This is a genomic window from Primorskyibacter flagellatus (genome assembly GCF_048268605.1).
Lineage (GTDB): Bacteria > Pseudomonadota > Alphaproteobacteria > Rhodobacterales > Rhodobacteraceae > Primorskyibacter > Primorskyibacter flagellatus.
This window is the reverse complement of the sequence record NZ_JBLWVF010000003.1, coordinates 46,491-67,315: the sequence shown is the minus strand read 5'-3', so window position 1 is coordinate 67,315 and position 20,825 is coordinate 46,491. Positions and strand designations below refer to the sequence as shown.

Annotated in this window: 22 protein-coding genes; 9 read left to right on the top strand and 13 right to left on the bottom strand. The window is 60.0% G+C overall.

Annotated elements, in window-relative coordinates:
- Positions 1-32: 32 nt before the first annotated feature.
- A complete protein-coding gene (locus ACN0WV_RS05400) occupies positions 33-1,406 on the bottom strand; it encodes a 1-acyl-sn-glycerol-3-phosphate acyltransferase (protein ID WP_417604183.1) in 1,374 nt (457 codons plus the stop codon).
- Between the two features lie 222 nt (positions 1,407-1,628).
- On the opposite strand from ACN0WV_RS05400, the gene ACN0WV_RS05395 reads away from it, so the two are divergent.
- The 3 genes from ACN0WV_RS05395 to deoD all read left to right on the top strand — a co-directional run bounded on the left by ACN0WV_RS05395 (position 1,629) and on the right by deoD (position 4,825).
- Positions 1,629-3,605, top strand: coding sequence for a methylmalonyl-CoA mutase family protein (locus tag ACN0WV_RS05395; protein WP_417604181.1), 1,977 nt, complete (start codon positions 1,629-1,631; stop codon positions 3,603-3,605).
- Between the two features lie 179 nt (positions 3,606-3,784).
- On the top strand, positions 3,785-4,099 hold the full coding sequence (locus ACN0WV_RS05390) for an H-NS histone family protein (protein WP_417604180.1): 315 nt from the start codon (positions 3,785-3,787) through the stop codon (positions 4,097-4,099).
- Between the two features lie 21 nt (positions 4,100-4,120).
- Positions 4,121-4,825: a purine-nucleoside phosphorylase gene (deoD, locus tag ACN0WV_RS05385; RefSeq protein ID WP_417604178.1), complete on the top strand. Its 705-nt coding sequence runs from the start codon at positions 4,121-4,123 to the stop codon at positions 4,823-4,825.
- A gap of 12 nt (positions 4,826-4,837) precedes the next feature.
- Here the strand turns inward: deoD and ACN0WV_RS05380 are convergent, their stop codons facing one another.
- From ACN0WV_RS05380 to ACN0WV_RS05325, 12 genes are all read right to left on the bottom strand, one after another.
- Complete coding sequence (locus ACN0WV_RS05380) at positions 4,838-5,683, bottom strand: urea carboxylase-associated family protein (protein WP_417604176.1); 846 nt, start codon at positions 5,681-5,683, stop codon at positions 4,838-4,840.
- A 167-nt stretch (positions 5,684-5,850) separates the two neighbouring features.
- Positions 5,851-6,042, bottom strand: a complete 192-nt coding sequence (locus tag ACN0WV_RS05375; protein ID WP_084351637.1) for a hypothetical protein — start codon at positions 6,040-6,042, stop codon at positions 5,851-5,853.
- A 94-nt stretch (positions 6,043-6,136) separates the two neighbouring features.
- Positions 6,137-6,328, bottom strand: coding sequence for a hypothetical protein (locus tag ACN0WV_RS05370; RefSeq protein WP_084351635.1), 192 nt, complete (start codon positions 6,326-6,328; stop codon positions 6,137-6,139).
- Between the two features lie 261 nt (positions 6,329-6,589).
- Positions 6,590-7,369: a succinate dehydrogenase iron-sulfur subunit gene (locus tag ACN0WV_RS05365; RefSeq protein ID WP_084351632.1), complete on the bottom strand. Its 780-nt coding sequence runs from the start codon at positions 7,367-7,369 to the stop codon at positions 6,590-6,592.
- Between the two features lie 108 nt (positions 7,370-7,477).
- Positions 7,478-7,774: a succinate dehydrogenase gene (locus ACN0WV_RS05360; RefSeq protein WP_417604174.1), complete on the bottom strand. Its 297-nt coding sequence runs from the start codon at positions 7,772-7,774 to the stop codon at positions 7,478-7,480.
- Between the two features lie 23 nt (positions 7,775-7,797).
- Entirely contained in the window at positions 7,798-9,606 is a 1,809-nt protein-coding gene (gene sdhA / locus ACN0WV_RS05355) for a succinate dehydrogenase flavoprotein subunit (RefSeq protein WP_417604172.1), read from the bottom strand.
- A 24-nt stretch (positions 9,607-9,630) separates the two neighbouring features.
- A complete protein-coding gene (sdhD, locus tag ACN0WV_RS05350; RefSeq protein WP_417604171.1) occupies positions 9,631-10,002 on the bottom strand; it encodes a succinate dehydrogenase, hydrophobic membrane anchor protein in 372 nt (123 codons plus the stop codon).
- 11 nt (positions 10,003-10,013) lie between these two features.
- On the bottom strand, positions 10,014-10,403 hold the full coding sequence (gene sdhC, locus ACN0WV_RS05345; RefSeq protein ID WP_417604170.1) for a succinate dehydrogenase, cytochrome b556 subunit: 390 nt from the start codon (positions 10,401-10,403) through the stop codon (positions 10,014-10,016).
- Between the two features lie 221 nt (positions 10,404-10,624).
- On the bottom strand, positions 10,625-11,656 hold the full coding sequence (locus tag ACN0WV_RS05340) for a MaoC family dehydratase (protein ID WP_417604169.1): 1,032 nt from the start codon (positions 11,654-11,656) through the stop codon (positions 10,625-10,627).
- Positions 11,656-11,859: a DUF1737 domain-containing protein gene (locus tag ACN0WV_RS05335; protein WP_417604168.1), complete on the bottom strand. Its 204-nt coding sequence runs from the start codon at positions 11,857-11,859 to the stop codon at positions 11,656-11,658. The genes ACN0WV_RS05340 and ACN0WV_RS05335 overlap by 1 nt, the downstream gene beginning before the upstream one ends.
- A gap of 4 nt (positions 11,860-11,863) precedes the next feature.
- Positions 11,864-12,409, bottom strand: a complete 546-nt coding sequence (locus ACN0WV_RS05330) for an NnrU family protein (RefSeq protein ID WP_417604167.1) — start codon at positions 12,407-12,409, stop codon at positions 11,864-11,866.
- 34 nt (positions 12,410-12,443) lie between these two features.
- Entirely contained in the window at positions 12,444-13,295 is an 852-nt protein-coding gene (locus ACN0WV_RS05325; protein WP_417604166.1) for an HpcH/HpaI aldolase/citrate lyase family protein, read from the bottom strand.
- Positions 13,296-13,668: 373 nt separating this feature from the next.
- On the opposite strand from ACN0WV_RS05325, the gene mdh reads away from it, so the two are divergent.
- The 6 genes from mdh to ACN0WV_RS05295 all read left to right on the top strand — a co-directional run bounded on the left by mdh (position 13,669) and on the right by ACN0WV_RS05295 (position 20,825).
- Positions 13,669-14,631, top strand: a complete 963-nt coding sequence (gene mdh, locus ACN0WV_RS05320; protein ID WP_084351614.1) for a malate dehydrogenase — start codon at positions 13,669-13,671, stop codon at positions 14,629-14,631.
- Positions 14,632-14,844: 213 nt separating this feature from the next.
- Positions 14,845-15,159, top strand: a complete 315-nt coding sequence (locus tag ACN0WV_RS05315) for a hypothetical protein (RefSeq protein ID WP_417604165.1) — start codon at positions 14,845-14,847, stop codon at positions 15,157-15,159.
- 155 nt (positions 15,160-15,314) lie between these two features.
- Complete coding sequence (gene sucC / locus ACN0WV_RS05310; protein ID WP_417604164.1) at positions 15,315-16,508, top strand: ADP-forming succinate--CoA ligase subunit beta; 1,194 nt, start codon at positions 15,315-15,317, stop codon at positions 16,506-16,508.
- 1 nt (position 16,509) lies between these two features.
- Entirely contained in the window at positions 16,510-16,788 is a 279-nt protein-coding gene (locus tag ACN0WV_RS05305) for a hypothetical protein (RefSeq protein WP_417604163.1), read from the top strand.
- A gap of 11 nt (positions 16,789-16,799) precedes the next feature.
- Positions 16,800-17,687, top strand: coding sequence for a succinate--CoA ligase subunit alpha (gene sucD, locus ACN0WV_RS05300; protein WP_084351606.1), 888 nt, complete (start codon positions 16,800-16,802; stop codon positions 17,685-17,687).
- A 174-nt stretch (positions 17,688-17,861) separates the two neighbouring features.
- A complete protein-coding gene (locus ACN0WV_RS05295) occupies positions 17,862-20,825 on the top strand; it encodes a 2-oxoglutarate dehydrogenase E1 component (RefSeq protein WP_417604162.1) in 2,964 nt (987 codons plus the stop codon).

The window sequence follows — 20,825 nt, the reverse complement described above, 5'->3', positions numbered from 1 at the left end:
TTTGGAACTTTATGACCGAGCGAATGCAGAAACTACTGTGCAGCCGCAGCGTCAGCAGCCAGTAGATGCGCGATGGAGTTGGCGTAGTACCGCAGGATGTCGATGCGGTCGGGGGTTGGAGTGAATTGGGTTCCCTGAAGAGTGATCAGGTTGCGACCGAGCAATTGTTCAAGTGCCAGATCCACCTCTTCGTGCAGGTTTTCTGAGGATAGACCAATGTCGGCCTGCGGCTCTGTCTTCAACATGGTGGAAATCGCAACGATCAGCTCCTCTCGGCTGTGTGGATGCGCAAGAAGGCATGTCGAGATCGCGGGAATGGGAAGGATCGGGACGGCGCCGGCGATACGGCCCGTCAATATATCGGCCAGATCGTCCGTACTCGGGGCGCTGACCTGCGCCAGATAATCGCGCATGGACAATGGTTTGCCAAAATTCACCACGGCATTCCCGAAAGGTTTCAGCCGGCCGCGCAGCTTGCGCCAGACCTGCCGCAGAAGGAAGCCGCCAATCTCCCACAGCTTCGCGCGGAACCGGCGTTCGCCGGACCGATTGGCCGCAACCAGGATCGTGTCTTCAAGCACACGGTCATAGTTCAATGCCACCGGGACAAAGACGATATCGCGACCCTCCGGATCATAAGCCTCTGATATATAACGAAGAAGACCCAATTTCGGCTGAGCTGGCGCGCCGGTCAGGCTTAGGCCACCTTCGGGAAAGATCGCCTGCGCGACGCCTGCTTGTGTCGCCATCTGAACATAGCGGGCCATGACCTTGCGATAAAGCGCGTTGCGCGACCGGCGACGTATGAAATAGGCTCCCATGCTCTTGATAAGCCAGGATAAAGGCCAGATCCGTGCCCATTCTCCGACCGCGTAACTGAGCGCCGATTGCTGCGCGGCAAGATAGGTGACAAGCACATAATCCATGTTTGAGCGGTGATTGATGACGAAAATCAACGTCGACTCCCGGTCAATACTGCGGAACGTGGCCTCGTCGAACTGTCCGATCCGGACATTGTAAATGGCGTTGGAAAGCCATCGCGCGGCCCGAATCCCGATACTGAAATAGGCAAATGCCGAAAAAGACGGAACGATTTCATGCGCATAACGGGTTGCCCTCTGAAAGGAGACATCCTCTCTCTCGCCCGTGTCGCGGGCGTGCTCCACTATCGCCTTGGTGACTTCGGGATCATAGACCAGTCGTTTTATCGCATCTGTGCGGCGCAGCAGTTTGAACGGCTCAATCGGACGCGCAAGCCTTTGATTTAATTTGGCAACGACACGTTCCATCCGCCGCCTCAGGAACCAGCGCACAGAGGGAAACAACAAATGGCTCGCCGCGGTGACGGCGGCAAACAGAAGGATCAGCAGAAAAAGCCATAGCGGCAGCTCGACAATGCGCGTCATACGGGCAAAATCGCAGCCCCAACGTCATTGGGCAAGTCCGTAGATTGCGCCTGCGTTTGGGGCCATTTGTGCTTTTTGTACCTGCAAAATGTACAAAAGCCCATAATTTGGCTGATGCCGCGGCGCGGCGAATTGACATTGCCATAAAGTTTCGCATATCCACACTCTGACGAAATAATGTTACGCGCAGAGTGTGCGACGCCCGAAACGCGAGGACTGACCATGACCGACACATCGACCGATCGCCCGAAGGACAAACCCTGGCTGATCCGCACCTATGCCGGCCACTCCACTGCCAAGGCGTCGAACGAGCTGTATCGCGCGAACCTGTCACGCGGACAGACCGGCCTTTCGGTGGCCTTCGATCTGCCGACGCAGACAGGCTATGACAGCGATCATGTGCTGGCGCGCGGCGAGGTTGGCAAGGTTGGCGTGCCGGTCAGTCATCTGGGCGATATGGCCGCGCTGTTCGACCAGATCCCGCTGGACCAGATGAACACCTCGATGACGATCAACGCGACGGCACCCTGGCTGCTCGCGCTGTATATCGCGGTGGCCGAACAGCAGGGCGCGGATGTGTCGAAGCTGCAAGGCACCGTGCAGAACGATCTGATCAAGGAATACCTGTCACGCGGCACATATATATGTCCGCCGAAACCCTCGCTGAAGATGATCGGCGATGTCGCGGAATACTGCTACCGGCATGTGCCGAAATGGAACCCGATGAACGTGTGTTCCTACCACCTGCAAGAGGCGGGCGCGACGCCGGAACAGGAATTGTCTTTCGCCCTGGCCACGGCCGTTGCGGTATTGGATGAGTTGAAAACACGGGTTCCGGCGGCGGATTTCCCGGCACTTTGCGGGCGGATTTCGTTTTTCGTGAATGCCGGCATTCGCTTCGTGACCGAGATGTGCAAAATGCGTGCCTTTGTCGATCTGTGGGACGAGATCCTGCGCGAGCGATATGGCGTGGAGAACCCGAAATTCCGCCGCTTCCGCTATGGCGTGCAGGTGAACTCGCTTGGCCTGACCGAGCAGCAGCCGGAAAACAACGTCTACCGTATCCTGATAGAGATGCTGGCCGTCACCCTGTCCAAAGACGCGCGCGCCCGCGCCGTGCAATTGCCCGCCTGGAACGAGGCGCTTGGCCTGCCCCGCCCCTGGGATCAGCAGTGGTCGATGCGGATGCAGCAGATCATGGCCTATGAAACCGACCTTCTGGAATATGACGATCTGTTCGAGGGCAACCCGGCAGTTGAACGCAAAGTCGAGGCACTGAAAGAGGGCGCGCGGGCAGAGCTGGCCAATATCGACAGTATGGGCGGCGCGATCGGGGCCATCGACTATATGAAATCGCGTCTGGTTGAATCAAACGCCGAACGTGTGAACCGGATCGAACGGAATGAAACCGTCGTTGTGGGTGTGAACCGCTGGACACAAACCGAGCCCAGCCCGCTGATGGACGAGGACGGCGGCATCATGGTTGTCGATCCGGCGGTTGAGCAGGAACAGATTGACCGGCTGACCGAATGGCGTGCCGAACGGGATGCCGGAGCGGTGGAAAAGGCGCTGGCCGATCTGCGCAGCGCCGCGCGCGAGGGCCGCAACATCATGGAACCGTCAATCGCCGCCGCCAAGGCAGGCGTCACCACCGGCGAATGGGCGCAACAGATGCGCGCCGTGCATGGCGAATATCGCGGACCAACCGGCGTGTCGCGGTCGGTCAGCAACCGCATCGAAGGGCTGGACGATCTGCGCGCCGCGGTGGATGCGGTCAGCGACCGGCTGGGCAAGCGGCTGCGCTTTCTCGTCGGCAAGCCGGGGCTGGACGGGCATTCCAACGGTGCCGAACAGATCGCCTTCCGGGCGCGCGATTGCGGCATGGAAATCGACTATGAGGGTATCCGCCTGACGCCGGAACAGATTGTCGAGGCGGCACAGGACGGCGCGCATGTCGTGGGCCTGTCTATCCTGTCGGGCAGCCATATCCCGCTGGTCGAGGATCTGATCGCGCGCATGCGCGACGCAGGCCTTGGCCATATTCCGGTTATTGTCGGCGGCATCATTCCCAGCGATGATGCCCGCCGTCTTTTGGAAATGGGCGTGACCCGTGTCTATACGCCAAAAGATTTCGAATTGAATACGATCATGCAGGATATCGTGACCTTGGTAGATCCTGAAACTGTTGCCGCCGAATAGGCGTACCGGCGAAAATCAGCCTATAATTGTGATTTCTTTGGCCGACATCTCCTTTTGGATGTGTCGTTCATTTTTTTTCGGGCTAGACTCATAGTTGTAGATGGGAGGTGACACAAAATGTGCTCTTGTGTTCTGCTAAATCAATCTTTTTATTCACCTCAAAAAAGACGGAGAGAAGAATGTCTATTGATTTGTCTGCACTGTCCCGCCAAGAACTGACAGCCTTGAGAAAGAATGTCGATAAAGCCCTCGATACGCTGGAAGCCCGCCGCAGAGCCGAAGCGCTGAAAGCGGCTGAAGACGCGGCCAAGGAATTCGGGTTTTCACTGAGCGAACTGAATTCCTCCACTGCAAGCAGCAAGAAAACAAAAGGTGCCCCGAAATTCGTGAACCCCGAAGATCCAAGCCAGACATGGACTGGACGCGGGCGCAAGCCGAATTGGGTTGTCGTTCATCTGGATGCGGGCAAGCCTCTGGAAGACCTCGCACTCTGACCCGTCAAGGACCCAAGACAGATGACAATCCATATCGGTGCCAAACCTGGTGACATTGCGGAAACTGTCCTTATGCCGGGCGATCCATACCGGGCAAAATGGGCAGCCGAGACATTTCTGGACTCTCCGCGACTGGTCAATGAAGTTCGCGGGATGCTGGGCTTTACCGGCACATGGCGCGGCAATGACGTGACGATTCACGGCTCCGGTATGGGAATGCCCTCGCTGTCGATCTATGCCAATGAGCTGATCCGCGATTACAATGCAAAAACGCTGATCCGTATCGGTTCCTGCGGGGGAATGCAGGATAGCGTCGGCATCCGCGATGTTATCGTGGCCATGACTGCAAGCTCCGTATCAACACCGTCGCGCGGGATCTTTCGCGAATTGAATTTCGCGCCCTGTGCGGATTGGTCATTGCTACGCGCGGCTGTTGCGGCGGCCGAAGCGAGGGGCGTCACGACCCATGTCGGCGGGATATATTCGGCCGATATCTTCTATGACGAACGCCCCGATCTGAATGAACAGATGACCCGCCACGGTATTCTGGGTGTCGAAATGGAAGCGGCGGAACTTTACAATGTTGCCGCCCGCCACGGGGTGCGCGCATTGGCCGTGCTGACGGTCAGCGATCACCTTCTGACCGGCGAGGCACTACCCTCGGAAGATCGCGAGAAGTCCTTTGGCGATATGGTCGAAATCGCGCTGGAATCCGCCTTCGCCTGACAGCTCCTCAATCTACCGCCCGTGACTGCGATCATATCCGTTGCGCGCGGGCGGCACCCAGCCCTGCAATGCCCCGTCTTCCGGCGCAAAGACCTCGACCAGAAGCGGGTGGCAGGCGGCAGCGTCGCTGGAATGCTTATCGCCGCAATCACCGCCGGGACAGGCGCTAAGCGCGCCCAGAAGATCGATCTCGGCGAAGAATTCCAGATGATCGCCGGGCCGCACCGGGCTGGCTTTCATGAAATACTGTCCGGTGTCGCGCGTGAAGCCGGTGCACATGAACACGTTGAGCACATCGTGAACGTGCGTCTCGGCATCCTCCAATGTCATACCGCGCGCATCCGCCACGGCGCGCGTCAGATTGGAATGGCAGCAGTGATGATACTGCGTCCCCGATAAAAGATTGCCGGTATAAGGATCGCAGCGCGTGCCAATCACATCATGCACCCGACCCCCAAACGCATCCACACCGTACCAGGCCAGACTGTCCGTCACCACGGTCGCCATCGGGCGCAGTGCCGGAAAAGACGACCACAGCCGATGGCCTTCGGTCAGATGGGTCCCATGCAGCGCCCGCGTCTTGCCGGAATAAAACCGCTCGGTCATATCATCCGCGTTCCACAGGTTCAGATCACCAACCTGCGGCCCCTCGATACTGCTGATCCGAAAGAACTGCCCGGCGGGAACGCTGAAATCCGATGCCTCTCTTGGCGGCACGCGCCACTCGGCCACTTTGCGTGCCCCGGCCCGCGCCGCGCGGTACAGCCCCAGATCGGGCGCAGGCAGCGTCTCGACCGGATAGCAGATGACCGGCGCAATGGCGCGGCGCTCTGCGGCATCTTCAGGTATTTTCGACATTTCGGCCTCCGGAACAAGACTCACCATCCTTGCCAGGCAATCTATAACAGACAGACCCCGCACACTATCGCGCCGTCCCGTTCCAACTTCTTCTTGGCAAAAATACTCCGGGGAGCGCGAGGGGCTGGCCCCTCGCTCCGACATCGGCCACATCCGGCAAGCGCTGCTCAGCCACGCGGGCGCAAACAGATTTTCGGCGGTTTGCCACGCGCGCCGGTGGTCTGCTCTCCGCAGAATGCGCAGCGCCAGACGCTGTGGTCCTCTCCGGGATATTCCCGCCACCGGCAGCCCCGTGTCGCGCGATTGGAAAACAGCGCCACGAGGATGAATGCGACGATCAGGCCGAGTACGATCACCATGCCTGTCGTCGCCTTCCGTGTGTTTTGTATGCGCCCGCCACAACCTGACCTCCTGGTACAGGACTTAGGCGGCGCGCCGGATCAAGGCAACGGGTCAGGCAGCCTTGTAGTCCGAAAACCATGACGCCAGTCGTGCCGCGAAAGCGTCATGGGCAGGCTTTGGTTGGGCCCGTGCCGCAGGCTGGGTCTCGGTCTGCGGTTCAGGGGAATAATAGGCCAGCGATTGCTCAAGGTGCTTTAGCGCGTCTTGTGCGCTGCGTGTCGGGGTGTTTGCTGTTTGTGACATGTGTGCCTCTATGCCTTACTCATTCTCTCCCATGCCATGGTATATGCGCATTCGGCTATCGAAGCGCATCGGCCAAAAAGACAGCCCCGCCATGCCTTGGCTGCAAGGCGGCCCCCGTTTTCTGATAAAATTTCGGACTTTAAGCGCATAGCGCGTCTTTGCGGCGCCCAGGCACAAGGGAAACCGCGTGCCCCACGCAAGGCAGGCTGCCTCAATCCGTCAGCGCCACAGCCCGCGTTGCGGCGGGCTGTCGCTTTCGGGTCAAACGGCGCGTTCGACCATCATTTTCTTGATTTCGGCAATCGCCTTTGCAGGGTTCAGACCCTTGGGGCAGGTCTTGGTGCAGTTCATGATGGTGTGGCAGCGATACAGCTTGAACGGGTCTTCCAACTCGTCCAGACGCTCGCCCGTGGCCTCGTCGCGGCTGTCGATGATCCAGCGGTAGGCGTGCAGCAACGCTGCCGGACCAAGGTAGCGATCGGAGTTCCACCAGTAGGACGGGCAGGCCGTCGAGCAGGACGCGCACATGACGCATTCATACAGACCGTCCAGCTTCTTGCGGTCGTCGATCGACTGGCGCCATTCTTTCTGGGGCCGGTTGGTCTTGGTTTCCAGCCAGGGCATGATGCTGGCATGCTGGGCATAGAAATGCGTGAGGTCTGGGATCAGATCCTTGACCACTTCCATATGCGGCAGCGGGTAGATCTTGATGTCGCCCTTGATCTCGTCCAGCCCGTAGATGCAGGCCAAGGTGTTGATCCCGTCGATATTCATCGCGCAGGAGCCACAGATGCCTTCGCGGCAGGACCGGCGGAAGGTCAGCGTGGGGTCAATCTCGTTCTTGATCTTGATCAGCACGTCCAGAACCATTGGCCCGCAATCGTCGAGATCGACGAAATAGGTGTCCAGCCGGGGATTGTCGCCGTCTTCCGGGCTCCAGCGGTAGATCTGCACCTTGCGGGCATTGGCGGCACCGGAAGGTTTGGGCCATGTCTTGCCCGTCTTGATGCGGCTGTTCTTGGGAAGTGTCAGTTGTACCATGTCTCTACCCCGTGCAATGAACAAGGGCCCCGGTGGGCCGTTCGTGGATGAAGCGGCGGGCGATCAGCGCCCGCGCGGAATATGTCTGTGCCCCGGTCAACCCGCAACTCATCGCAGCAGGCCGCTTATGGCGACCGAGGCGATGCATTCGACCGCTTGCGGGCGTTGCGCGATGTCCAGCACCTTGGAGGCGGTGGTTTCGGTGACACCGGTGACGGAATCGCCCGCGATGGAGATGATTTCAGACGCCGAGGCCGCATCAATGACACAGTCCGTCACCGGCGCGGCATCGACGCCCGGAAGGTTGCGCGCGACGACAGAGTTGACGACCGATTTCGCCCGGTCCCGAGCAAGCTGATCCGCCACGTCATTCGCGACGGCGCAGCCGGAAAGCGCAACGGCCATGCCAAGGAGACCGGCCAAGCGCATCAGAACGTCCGGGCCTTGGGCGCGATCCGCTTAAGTGCGATGCCCCCTTCGTCCTCGGTGGTCAGCGGGTCGGTCACAACGGGGCGGTGGCTGAGGTCGACCTTGTTGCCATCCACCCGGCTGATCGTGTGCACGCGCCAGTTTTCGTCATCACGCTTGCTGAAATCTTCATGCGCATGGGCACCGCGGGATTCCTTGCGCGCCTCGGCGCCGACGATGGTGGCCAGCGCGTTGGGCATCAGGTTGGTCAGTTCCAGCGTCTCCATCAGGTCGGAGTTCCACACAAGGCTGCGGTCGGTGACTTTCAGATCGTCCAGCTTTGCGGCGATGGCGGTCATCTTCTCGACGCCCTCGGCCATGGTCTTGGCGGTACGGAACACGGCGGCATCGGCCTGCATGGTTTTCTGCATCCCCAGCCGCAGCTCTGCCGTGGGTGTGCCGCCATCCGCGTTGCGCAGCCCGTCAAAGCGGTCAAACGCCTTGTCAATCGTGGCTTTGTTCAGCACCGGATTGGCGGACTCGTGGTCCACCACCTTGCCCGCGCGGATGGCGGCGGCGCGGCCAAAGACCACGAGGTCGATCAGCGAGTTCGAGCCCAGACGGTTGGCACCATGCACAGAGGCGCAGCCCGCCTCGCCCACGGCCATCAGGCCCGGCACGACGGCGTTTGCGTCCTCGGCGGTGGGGTTCAGCACCTCACCCCAATAGTTGGTGGGAATGCCGCCCATGTTGTAATGCACCGTCGGAATAACCGGGATCGGTTCCTTGGTGACATCGACGCCCGCAAAAATACGCGCGCTTTCCGAAATCCCCGGCAGGCGCTCGGCCAGCGCTTCCTTGGGAAGGTGCGACAGGTTGAGGTGGATGTGATCGCTGTCCTTGCCGACGCCGCGCCCTTCGCGGATCTCCATCGTCATGGAGCGTGAGACATAGTCGCGCGGGGCGAGGTCTTTATACTGTGGCGCATACCGCTCCATGAACCGTTCGCCTTCGGAGTTGGTCAGGTAGCCGCCCTCGCCGCGCGCGCCTTCGGTGATCAGACAGCCAGACCCGTAGATACCGGTGGGGTGGAACTGCACGAACTCCATATCCTGAAGCGGCAGGCCCGCGCGCGCCACCATGCCGCCGCCGTCGCCGGTGCAGGTATGCGCAGAGGTTGCAGAGAAATAGGCACGGCCATAACCGCCGGTGGCCAGCACGACCATCTTGGCGTTGAAGACATGCATGGTGCCGTCATCAAGCTTCCAGCAGACCACACCCTGACACTGCCCGTCCTCGGACATGATAAGGTCAATCGCGAAATACTCGATGTAGAATTCAGCGTTGTTTTTCAGCGACTGACCATAGAGCGTGTGCAGGATGGCGTGGCCGGTCCGGTCGGCGGCGGCGCAGGTGCGCTGCACGGCGGGGCCTTCGCCAAATTCGGTGGTGTGGCCGCCAAAGGGGCGCTGGTAGATCTTGCCCTCTTCGGTGCGGCTGAAGGGCACGCCGTAATGTTCAAGCTCGTACACGGCCTTGGGGGCTTCGCGGGCGAGGTATTCCATCGCATCCGTATCGCCCAGCCAGTCCGACCCCTTGACGGTGTCATACATGTGCCATTGCCAGTGGTCCGGCCCCATGTTCGACAGCGACGCGGCGATGCCGCCCTGTGCCGCAACCGTGTGCGAGCGGGTCGGGAAAACCTTGGTCACACAGGCGGTGCGCAACCCCTGTTCGGCCATGCCAAGCGTCGCGCGAAGGCCAGCACCGCCCGCCCCCACGACCACGACGTCATATTCATGCGTCTCGTATTCGTATGCTGCTGTCATTTTTTCTTGTCCTTGGGGGCGCGGTTACAGGGCGAGTTTCACGAGGGCGAACAGCCCTGCCGCAATCAATGTGTAGCCGAAGGCGGAGACGGCAACCGTTGCCAACCGCTCTGCGACGCCGTGCATGTAATCCTCGATCGCTTCGCGGGTCTCGTTCATGAAGTGATTAATGCCGACGATCAACATCAACCCGGTGACGATTGCGGGAAAGGGGCGCGAGAAGAATGCCAGCACATCTGCGTAGTCACGGCTCAGACCCGATCCGAAGGTAAACACGAAAAGCGGCACAAGGATGACCAGACAAATGGAGCTGACCAGCATGTGCCAGTGATGATGCGTGCCGCTGCGTCCGGAGCCAAGGCCCTGCGCGCGTTTGCGATCGGTGATATAGCGCATGCGATGTCTCCTTAGACGATGATGGCGGTCAGAAGCGTAAGGACAGTGGCACCGATGAACATGGCCATGCCCATTTTCTCGGCGATGCCGATCTCAAGGCCGTAGCCCAGATCCCAGATCACATGACGCAGGCGGCCCAGCACATGATACCAGATGGCCCATGTTGCCAGCAGCAGGATCACATCGCCGATGAAGCTGGTCAAAAACCAGTCCACTTTGGCAAAGGCCGTTTCGGATGTGGCCGCTGTCAGCAGCCAAAGTACCAGCAGAAACGCGGTGCCCAGCGACGCGATCCCTGTGATACGGACCATGATCGAGGACATCGATGTCATTTGCGGGCGATAATACGCCCCGAACATGAATGGCGAAAGTGGGCGATCACCCTGTTTAAACTCGGCCATGGTGCAAGTCCTTTCGGTTCCCTTGCACCGTTGATACCTTTTTTTGCGCCAGTGTCACCCGTCAAGCGCCATGCGAGACGCGGTTTTTTGGCGCATCAGGCGGATTGTGAAGACTTTGTGATCACACTATCGACGGGTGTGATCACAGTTTTGGCGCTAACAGGGGCGGTCCGATACGCTACGCGCCCCGGATGATTCTGCACCTGCACGGTTCGCTTGTCTCAGACCGGCATCAGCGCCCAATAATCGAGATCAAGCAGGACATGCGGCAGGTATTTTCCGTCCTCACCCTTCAACACGAAAGGCGCACCGCCGCGCGTTGCGACCAGTCGCAAACGGATCGCCCCAACACCCGGAGCCACGGTTTGTGCCTTGTCCAGCACCTCGGACCAGGCTCGGACGGTATCGCCTGCAAAACAGGGATTGGCATGCGCCCCGCCGTTCAGCCCGGCGATCATCTGCGCATTAGCCAGCCCGTTGAAGCTGAGCGTGCGGGCCATCGAGATAATATGCCCGCCATAGATCAACCGCTTGCCGTCCTCGCGATTGGTGGCATCGAAATGCACCTTGGCGGTGTTCTGCCACAGGCGCGTGGCCATCATGTGTTCGGCCTCTTCTATCGTCACGCCATCGACATGGTCGATCTGTTCGCCAATCTCGTAATCGGCCATCCGGTGCGGTTCGCCTGCCAGGGTCAGATCATAGTCGCTGAAATCCAGCCCGTCCGGAATTGTCAGATCGGCGGCGTCAAGCGCCGGTTTGAGATCCGGCACGAGGGTTTCGGGTGCGGGCGCATCCACGTCGCGCTTTCGCACCATGACCCAGCGGACGAAGGAAATGACCGCTTCGTCATTCTGGTTCAGCCCGCGGGTGCGGACCCAGACCACCCCGGTCTTGCCGTTGGAGTTCTGCTTCAGTCCGATCACTTCGGAGGTGGAGCGGAGGGTATCGCCGGGATAAACCGGCTTCAGCCAACGGCCCTCGGCATAGCCAAGATTGGCCACCGCGTTCAGCGACACGTCCGGTACGGTCTTGCCGAACACCACATGAAAAGCCGCCAGATCGTCCAACGGGCTTTGCGGCAGGCCGCTGGCGCGCGCGAATTGATCCGAGGAATACAGCGCGTGGCGCGCCGGATACAGCGCATGGTACAGCGCGCGTTCGCCCGGACCGACAGTGCGCGGCACCGCATGATTGATCACCTGCCCCAGCGTGTAATCCTCGAAAAACCATCCTGGATTGGTCTTGACCATCAATGCTCTCCCAGCTTGGTGTCGGGGCTGTAGGTGCCGTCCGCGTCCTTCACCACGGCCTGTCCGCAGCGCATGACGCCGTTGGCCGCGTCGAAGGCGTAGGTGGGATCGCCGTGCAGCGCCCAGCCCTTGTTCAGGGCGGCGGTGACCTTGTGGCAAAAGGCGGACGTGTCGTCAGCGGTCAGAAAGCGATAGAGTTTCATGGCGTTATCCAAATACGGGGTAGCCCAGAAGGCCGTGAATGTAGCCGATCACCCCCAGCAGCACGATGCTGGCCCCAAGGAAGATGAGGTCCTTCGAGATCGGGCCGGGGGTGCGCGGGGTCCATGCGGGCTCTGCCCGGTTGATGACGATCATCTCGGCCAAGGCCCAGACCAGCAGACCGCCGAACAGGATGAAGGACGGCACGTCGCCATTGACCAGCAGATGCGCCGCCGCCCAAAGGGCAAAGCCGGTCAGCATCGGGTGGCGCATCCCGGCGAGGAGTTTGCCCTTTTTGGGCGCGGGACTCAGCATGAAGATGGCGACCAGCACCAGCAGGTTGTTGATGCCCACCGTGGCCGGGTGACGGCCCCAGAAGACCGCGCCATCGGCCATGCGATACCCCACCACCATCAGAACAACCGACAGGGCGAGAGCAAGGGCAACCATCCCCTTGCCCTTGTCACCAAGGCTGGCGCGCAGATCGGGTGCGGCGCGTTTGAAGAAATGCGCGGCGGCCCAAAGCAGGACGCCAAGAATAAGAAGTGCCATGCGTAGCCCTTTCGTCAGCTGCGTTGGCCTATTGCTAGCCGTTCAGCGCGCCGATTGCATCCGCTTTCGCAAGGATTTCGCGGGCGGTGACGATGTGCAGGTTCTCGACGATCCGGCCATCCACCACGGCCACCCCCTGCCCTTCGGCATGCGCCTCTTCAAAGGCGGCAATCTGGCGGCGGGCGAGGTCTGTTTCCGCGTCCGTCGGGGCAAACGCGGCATTGGCGATGTCTATCTGTGCCGGATGAATCAGCGTCTTGCCGTCAAAGCCCATGTCGCGGCCCTGTTTGCATTCGGCGCGCAACCCGTCCTCGTCCTTGAAGGCATTATAGACGCCATCGACGATGATCGCGCCATGAGCCTTGGCCGCCAGCAGGCACAGGCCAAGCGAGGTGGCCATCGGCAAACGGTCGGGACGGAAGCGGCTTTGTAGTTCCTTCGCCAGATCATTGGTGCCCAGCACCATGCCCGCAAGTTTCGGATGGGCGGCGATTGCAGCGGCGTTCAGCATGCCTTTGGGCGTTTCCATCATCGCCCAAAGCGGCTTGTCAGTCAGGGCGGCCAGCGCGTCGAGCTGTTCGGTGGTTTCGACCTTGGGCAGCAGAACCGCGTCGCACTCCATCTCATTGGCGGCGCGCGCATCGTCCTCGCCCCATTCTGTGTCCAGACCGTTGATCCGGACGATCCGCATGCGAGCGCCATAACCGCCTTCGGCAAGCGCTGCCGCCAGAGTGGCCCGGGCATTGGGTTTCTCATCGACGGATACGGCGTCTTCGAGATCCATGATGATCGCGTCGACCGGTAAGCTGCGAGCCTTGTCCAGCGCCCGGCCCTTTGAACCGGGGATATAGAGTACCGAACGGTAGGGGCGGGCACGCATGTCCATCTGAGTCTCCTGGCGAAAGAATGTTGCGCAGAATGGGGCATTTTTTGCCGATAAGTGCAAGGCTATTTTCGCCGCGTCGCAGAAAAATCGGGGTTACGCAGCATCGTGTACGCATCGATAAGGCATAACTCAGCAGTTTGGAGGCATGTTTGAGCGGTTCGTATCGGTCGAAACAAGGCAGCCAGCAGATTAATCATGGGCTGAATGCCGTCCGTCTTGTGGGCATAACTCTCAATTGTGATTGGCTTAATTGGCGTCATTCACGCGAACACGGCATTTCAGCTAAATCATGCGCCATTGCCGCACTCTTGCCAGCCCGGTCCGAAAGTTCTAGGCCAAGCGGCAGAATTTCAACGGACCGGAGAGACCTTCCATGGCCAGACCCAAGATCGCGCTGATCGGCGCGGGACAGATCGGTGGCACGCTTGCTCACCTCGCTGCACTCAAGGAACTGGGCGACGTCGTTATGTTCGACATCGCCGAAGGCACGCCCGAGGGCAAAGCGCTCGACATCGCCGAATCCGGCCCTTCCGAGGGTTTTGACGCGGCAATGTCGGGCACGCAGTCCTACGAGGACATCGCCGGCGCAGACGTCTGCATCGTCACCGCCGGTGTCGCGCGCAAACCCGGCATGAGCCGCGACGACCTGCTGGGCATCAACCTCAAAGTGATGAAATCCGTCGGTGAAGGCATCGCCGCCAATGCACCCGACGCGTTCGTGATCTGCATCACCAATCCGCTGGATGCGATGGTCTGGGCGCTGCGCGAATTTTCGGGCATGCCGCATAACAAGGTCGTCGGCATGGCTGGCGTTCTGGATTCGGCACGCTTCCGCCATTTCCTCAGCCTCGAATTCGGTGTGTCGATGCGCGACGTGTCGGCCTTTGTGCTGGGTGGCCACGGCGATACGATGGTGCCGCTTGCGCGCTATTCCACCGTTGCAGGCATTCCGCTGCCCGATCTGGTCAGCATGGGCTGGACCACGCAGGAAAAGCTGGACGCGATCATCCAGCGCACCCGCGATGGCGGTGCCGAGATCGTCGGCCTGCTGAAGACCGGTTCGGCCTTCTACGCGCCGGCCACCAGCGCCATCGAAATGGCCGAAGCCTATCTGAAAGACCAGAAGCGCGTCCTGCCCTGTGCGGCCTATTGTGACGGCGAATTTGGCCTGAACGGGTTCTACGTCGGCGTGCCAACCGTGATTGGTGCGGACGGGATCGAGAAAATCATCGACATCAAGCTGACGAAGGACGAACAGGCAATGTTCGACAACTCCGTCAACGCGGTGAAGGGGCTTGTCAAAGCCTGCAAGGAAATCGACCCCTCGCTCGCCTGAGCCGATTTGAATAGACCGTCGGCGAACATGCTTCGCCGACGGTTCAGTTTCTGGCAGGTTCGCACCATTTGGCTGCGATATGCCGCGCCAGAATCCCCATATCCTGACATGAGAACCAACAAATCCCGCCATGCTGCGGGCCGCATCGCGTGCGGGTCGTCAAAGCGTTTGGCTGGTTGAAAACCCTACGAGATTCCATGCGACTCTGTGACGTTGACAAAGGTTTGGCAGAGCAATGCGTTTTGGCACGCAAACAGCAACAGACAGATCATCAGAACCGGCATCGCAGGCTGCGAATGCCTATCGCCGGACGTCGTATGGTGCCGGTTGATTTGCGATCATGGCGTTGTTCCGCTGCCGCAAATAAATGCTGTCGGCCAACGTTTTGATCCGCGTGTTGCAGCATTTGACACCGCACAGTTGCTGCGCCACGCTGAGATCGCATCAAATCCTGACGGGAAGCGGCATTCAACAAATGACGGAGGCCATGCGGATGATTCTGATCTGGTGTTCTCGCTACCATATTAGCCTTGATCGACGCTTTGTGATCACACCATTCGAGACTGTGATCACAAACGCGTCAAATCAGTAGCAAATGCTCACTTTCCAGCAAAAAGCACTTAATAGCTGTGAAAGCTTGTGCCACTAACAGGGTAATCGCAGCAAGACGGGACAGTTTATCAATGAACATCCACGAATATCAGGCGAAGGCGCTTTTGCGCAGCTACGGGGCTCCGGTTTCGGACGGCCGCGTTGTACTGCGCGCCGAGGAAGCGAAATCGGCGGCCGGCGAAATGGACGGCCCACTTTGGGTGGTCAAGGCGCAGATCCACGCGGGCGGCCGCGGCAAGGGCTCTTTCAAAGAGGCTGACGCCGGTGAAAAGGGCGGTGTCCGCCTGACCAAGTCGGTCGAAGAGGCCGCCGACGAGGCCAAGCGTATGCTGGGCCGCACGCTGGTCACGCATCAGACCGGCCCGGCGGGCAAGCAGGTCAACCGCATCTATATCGAAGACGGTTCCGGCATCGAGACGGAACTTTACCTGGCGCTTCTGGTGGATCGCCAGACCAGCCGCGTGTCCTTTGTCTGCTCGACCGAGGGCGGCATGGACATCGAAGAGGTCGCAGCCTCGACCCCCGAAAAGATCCTGTCCTTCAGCGTTGATCCGGCCGCCGGCTATCAGGCGTTTCACGGACGCCGCATCGCATTTGCGCTGGGTCTGTCCGGCAAGCAGGTCAAGCAATGTGTCGGCCTGATGGGGCTGCTGTACAAGGCGTTCATCGAAAAAGACATGGAGATGCTGGAGATCAACCCGCTGATCGTCACCGATAGCGGCGATCTGAAGGTTCTGGACGCCAAGGTCAGCTTTGACGGCAACGCGGTTTACCGCCACGCCGATATTGCCGAACTGCGCGACACGACCGAGGAAGATTCCAAGGAACTCGAAGCCTCGAAATATGATCTCAACTATATCGCGCTGGATGGCGAGATCGGCTGCATGGTCAACGGTGCAGGTCTGGCGATGGCGACGATGGACATCATCAAGCTGTACGGTGCCGAGCCTGCCAACTTCCTGGACGTTGGTGGCGGTGCCACGAAGGAAAAGGTGACCGAGGCGTTCAAGATCATCACCTCTGACCCGCAGGTCAAAGGCATTCTGGTGAACATCTTCGGCGGCATCATGCGCTGCGACGTCATCGCAGAGGGCGTCGTGGCAGCCGTGAAAGAAGTGGGCCTTCAGGTGCCGCTGGTTGTGCGCCTTGAAGGCACCAATGTCGAAAAGGGCAAGGAAATCATCAACAGCTCCGGCCTGAACGTCATCGCCGCTGATAACCTGAGCGACGGTGCCGAGAAGATCGTGAAGGCGGTGAAGGGATAAGATGGTCAATTACGTCGCACTCGCGGCTGTAGGTTTCGCGCTGTTCATCTTCTTGGTTTTGCTCCTGCTTGGAGCCGAAACCAAGAAAAGAACAAGCCATGAAAGCAGCTTGTTGCAATGGCGACGTGAAATTGCTGACCGTTTTGGCTGGGGTAGCCAGGAGAAAATTCAGCAGCACCCTTATGCGCTTGAAATTCAGGTATGGGTTTTGCGTGCCGCTACACTAGCCGCCTTTTGCTTCACTTGTTGGCATACCGCCAATGCAGAATTTCAAGGATAGGAGCCAAAAACATGGCAGTCCTCGTAGACGAAAATACCAAGGTAATCTGTCAGGGCCTCACCGGCTCGCAGGGCACATTCCACACTGAACAGGCAATTGCCTATGGCACCAAGATGGTCGGCGGCGTGACCCCCGGCAAAGGGGGGCAGACGCATCTGGACCTGCCGGTGTTCAACTCGGTCCATGAGGCCAGGCAGGTGACAGAGGCGAACGCGTCCGTCATCTATGTGCCGCCGCCCTTCGCTGCGGACTCGATCCTCGAGGCGATCGACGCCGAGATGGAGCTGATCGTCTGCATCACCGAAGGCATCCCGGTACTGGACATGATGCGTGTCAAACGCGCGCTGGAAGGGTCCAAAAGCCGCTTGATCGGGCCGAACTGCCCCGGTGTCATCACACCCGATGCCTGCAAGATCGGCATCATGCCGGGCCACATCCACAAACGCGGCAGCGTCGGGGTTGTGTCACGCTCTGGCACGCTGACCTATGAGGCCGTCAAACAGACCGCCGATGCGGGTCTGGGCCAGTCCACCGCCGTGGGTATCGGCGGCGACCCCATTAAGGGGACAGAGCATATCGACGTGCTGGAAATGTTCCTGGCGGATGACGAAACCCAGTCGATCATCATGATCGGTGAAATCGGCGGGTCGGCCGAAGAGGATGCCGCGCAGTTCCTCGCCGATGAACGCAAGAAAGGCCGCTGGAAGCCAACCGCTGGCTTCATTGCCGGCCGCACAGCACCTCCGGGCCGCCGCATGGGCCACGCAGGTGCTATTGTCGCCGGTGGCAAGGGTGGTGCCGAGGACAAGATCGAAGCGATGAAAGCCGCTGGTATCGTCGTCGCCGACAGCCCCGCCACGCTGGGCGAAGCCGTGCTGGAAGCGATCAGCAAGGGGTAGGGATACCGGTCCCGGGCTTGACCCGGGACCTCGCCCTTCATGGGCACCAAGACAACCACGAGGCCCCGGGTCAAGCCCGGGGCGCGTGACCGCCAAAAGCCAAAGCCGCTAGACAGCGGATCGCAGGCGATCCTCTTTCTGGCTGCTTTCAATAACAAGGTTGGAGGACCTCCAGTGACCGACCAAAGCCCGAACGACCTTTTCCACGCTTCCAGCTTCATGCAGGGACACAATGCGGAATACCTCGAACAGATGTATGCCCGCTATGCCAACGATCCCTCCGCGGTCGACGAGGCATGGCAGGCGTTCTTCCGACAGTTGGGGGACGATGACCTGAGCATCAAGGCCGATGCGGCCGGTCCGTCCTGGGCGCGTGCTGACTGGCCGCCACTACCTGGCGACGACCTGACATCGGCACTGACCGGCGAATGGCCCGAAACGACCGAGCTGAAAGGCGCGGGCGACAAGATCAAAGCCAAGGCCGAAGAGACCGGCGTTGCGGTTTCGGATGATGCGATCAAGCGCGCTGTGCTCGACAGCATTCGCGCACTGATGATCATTCGCGCCTATCGGATTCGCGGACATCTGGCCGCCGACCTTGATCCTCTGGACATCCGGGACGAGACCCCGCATCCCGAGCTTGATGCAAAGACCTATGGCTTCACCGAGGCGGACATGGACCGCCCGATCTTTATCGACAACGTGCTGGGACTTCAGATCGCGTCGCTCCGGCAGATTCTGGAGATCGTGAAACGCACCTATTGCGGCACTTTCGCGCTGCAATACATGCATATTTCCGATCCCGAACAATCCGCCTGGCTGAAGGAACGCATCGAGGGCTTCGGCAAGGAGACCGAGTTCACGCGTGAAGGCCGCAGGGCGATCCTGAACAAGATGGTCGAGGCCGAGGGGTTTGAGAAATTCCTGCATGTCAAATACATGGGAACCAAGCGCTTCGGTCTGGACGGCGGCGAGTCTCTGATCCCGGCGATGGAGCAGATCATCAAGCGCGGCGGTGCGCTTGGGGTACAGGACATCGTTATCGGGATGCCTCACCGCGGGCGTCTGTCGGTTCTGGCGAACGTGATGGGCAAGCCCTACCGTGCAATCTTCAACGAATTCCAGGGCGGCAGCTTCAAGCCCGAGGATGTCGACGGGTCGGGCGACGTGAAATATCACCTCGGCGCCAGTTCCGACCGCGAATTTGACGGCAACAATGTACACCTGTCGCTGACCGCCAACCCCAGCCATCTGGAGGCGGTGAACCCGGTCGTTCTGGGCAAGGCCCGCGCCAAGCAGGATCAGTTGAAAGACACTGACCGCAAAACGGTTCTGCCGGTGTTGCTGCACGGCGATGCGGCCTTTGCCGGGCAAGGCGTGGTGGCGGAATGTTTCGCTCTGTCAGGCCTGCGCGGACACCGCACCGGCGGCACGATGCATATCGTGGTGAACAACCAGATCGGCTTCACCACCGCGCCGCATTTCAGCCGCTCCAGCCCCTACCCCACCGACAACGCGCTGGTGGTCGAGGCACCGATCTTCCACGTCAACGGCGACGACCCGGAGGCCGTGGTTCACGCCGCCAAGGTGGCCACGGAGTTCCGCCAGAAATTCCACAAGGATGTGGTGCTTGACATCATCTGTTATCGCCGCTTCGGACATAACGAAGGCGACGAGCCGATGTTTACCAACCCCTTGATGTACAAGAAGATCAAAGGCCACAAGACCACGCTCAGCCTGTATACGGAACGGCTGGTCAAGGATGGACTGATCCCCGAGGGCGAAATCGAGGATATGAAGGCCGCCTTCCAGGCCAAGCTGAACGAAGAGTTCGAGGCAGGCAAGGAATACCGACCCAACAAGGCCGACTGGCTGGACGGTCGCTGGTCGCATCTCGACAAGCATAAAGAGGGCAAATACCAGCGCGGGAAAACGGCGATCAAGGAAGAGACCTTTGACGACGTCGGCAAGGCTCTGACCTCCGCGCCCGAGGGGTTTCCGCTGCACAAGACCGTGGGACGCTTGCTGGACTCCAAGGCCGAGATGTTCAAGACCGGCAAAGGGTTCGACTGGGCAACCGGCGAGGCGCTGGCCTTTGGCTCGTTGCTGACCGAGGGCTACCCGGTGCGCCTGTCGGGTCAGGACAGCACGCGCGGCACGTTCAGCCAGCGCCATTCCGGGCTGGTGAACCAGGAAACCGAAGAGCGTTACTATCCGCTGAACCATGTCCGCGAAGGGCAGGCACATTTCGACGCCATCGATTCGATGTTGTCGGAATATGCGGTGCTGGGTTTCGAATACGGTTATTCATTGTCCGAACCCAACGCGCTGACCCTGTGGGAGGCACAGTTCGGCGATTTTGCCAATGGCGCGCAGATCATGTTCGACCAGTTCATCAGTTCAGGCGAATCCAAATGGCTGCGCATGTCGGGCCTCGTTTGCCTGTTGCCGCATGGCTATGAAGGTCAGGGGCCGGAACACTCTTCCGCCCGGCTGGAACGGTTTCTGACGATGTGCGGACAGGACAACTGGATCGTGGCCAACTGCACGACACCGGCCAACTATTTCCACATCCTGCGCCGCCAGTTGCATCGCAGTTTCCGCAAGCCGCTGATCCTGATGACGCCCAAATCGCTGCTGCGCCACAAGTTGGCAGTCTCGACCAGAGAAGATTTCATCACCGGGTCGAGCTTTCACCGGGTGCTGTGGGACGATGCCGAGAAGGGCAATTCGGACACCCAACTGGTGGCCGACGACAAGATCAAGCGCGTGGTGATGTGTTCCGGCAAGGTGTACTTCGACCTTCTGGAAGAGCGCGACGCCCGCGGCATCGACGACATCTACTTGTTGCGGATCGAACAGTTCTATCCCTTCCCGGCGATCAGCCTTGTGAAGGAGCTTGAACGCTTCAAGGGGGCCGAGATGGTCTGGTGCCAGGAAGAGCCCAAGAACCAGGGCGGCTGGAACTTCATCGAACCCAATATCGAATGGGTGCTGGGCCGGATCAAGGCCAAGCATCTGCGCCCGGTCTATGCAGGCCGTTCGGCCACGGCCTCGCCCGCGACAGGTCTGGCAAGCCAGCACAAAGCACAACAAGAAGCGCTCGTCGATCAGGCGCTGACCATTGAAGGGAAATAA

Excerpts from the sequence above, each read along its gene's own strand:
- ACN0WV_RS05325 (WP_417604166.1), bottom strand. The coding sequence starts at position 13,295 with ATGGACATGCGTGCCCGCCCCTACCGTTCGGTACTCTATATCCCCGGT.
- ACN0WV_RS05380 (WP_417604176.1), bottom strand. The coding sequence starts at position 5,683 with ATGTCGAAAATACCTGAAGATGCCGCAGAGCGCCGCGCCATTGCGCCG.
- ACN0WV_RS05395 (WP_417604181.1), top strand. The coding sequence starts at position 1,629 with ATGACCGACACATCGACCGATCGCCCGAAGGACAAACCCTGGCTGATC.
- sucD (WP_084351606.1), top strand. The coding sequence starts at position 16,800 with ATGGCAGTCCTCGTAGACGAAAATACCAAGGTAATCTGTCAGGGCCTC.
- ACN0WV_RS05400 (WP_417604183.1), bottom strand. The coding sequence starts at position 1,406 with ATGACGCGCATTGTCGAGCTGCCGCTATGGCTTTTTCTGCTGATCCTT.
- deoD (WP_417604178.1), top strand. The coding sequence starts at position 4,121 with ATGACAATCCATATCGGTGCCAAACCTGGTGACATTGCGGAAACTGTC.
- ACN0WV_RS05365 (WP_084351632.1), bottom strand. The coding sequence starts at position 7,369 with ATGGTACAACTGACACTTCCCAAGAACAGCCGCATCAAGACGGGCAAG.
- sdhC (WP_417604170.1), bottom strand. The coding sequence starts at position 10,403 with ATGGCCGAGTTTAAACAGGGTGATCGCCCACTTTCGCCATTCATGTTC.
- sdhA (WP_417604172.1), bottom strand. The coding sequence starts at position 9,606 with ATGACAGCAGCATACGAATACGAGACGCATGAATATGACGTCGTGGTC.
- ACN0WV_RS05370 (WP_084351635.1), bottom strand. The coding sequence starts at position 6,328 with ATGTCACAAACAGCAAACACCCCGACACGCAGCGCACAAGACGCGCTA.
- sdhD (WP_417604171.1), bottom strand. The coding sequence starts at position 10,002 with ATGCGCTATATCACCGATCGCAAACGCGCGCAGGGCCTTGGCTCCGGA.
- ACN0WV_RS05360 (WP_417604174.1), bottom strand. The coding sequence starts at position 7,774 with ATGGCCGTTGCGCTTTCCGGCTGCGCCGTCGCGAATGACGTGGCGGAT.
- ACN0WV_RS05335 (WP_417604168.1), bottom strand. The coding sequence starts at position 11,859 with ATGAAACTCTATCGCTTTCTGACCGCTGACGACACGTCCGCCTTTTGC.
- ACN0WV_RS05375 (WP_084351637.1), bottom strand. The coding sequence starts at position 6,042 with ATGGTGATCGTACTCGGCCTGATCGTCGCATTCATCCTCGTGGCGCTG.
- mdh (WP_084351614.1), top strand. The coding sequence starts at position 13,669 with ATGGCCAGACCCAAGATCGCGCTGATCGGCGCGGGACAGATCGGTGGC.
- ACN0WV_RS05340 (WP_417604169.1), bottom strand. The coding sequence starts at position 11,656 with ATGGTCAAGACCAATCCAGGATGGTTTTTCGAGGATTACACGCTGGGG.
- ACN0WV_RS05330 (WP_417604167.1), bottom strand. The coding sequence starts at position 12,409 with ATGGCACTTCTTATTCTTGGCGTCCTGCTTTGGGCCGCCGCGCATTTC.
- sucC (WP_417604164.1), top strand. The coding sequence starts at position 15,315 with ATGAACATCCACGAATATCAGGCGAAGGCGCTTTTGCGCAGCTACGGG.
- ACN0WV_RS05390 (WP_417604180.1), top strand. The coding sequence starts at position 3,785 with ATGTCTATTGATTTGTCTGCACTGTCCCGCCAAGAACTGACAGCCTTG.
- ACN0WV_RS05305 (WP_417604163.1), top strand. The coding sequence starts at position 16,510 with ATGGTCAATTACGTCGCACTCGCGGCTGTAGGTTTCGCGCTGTTCATC.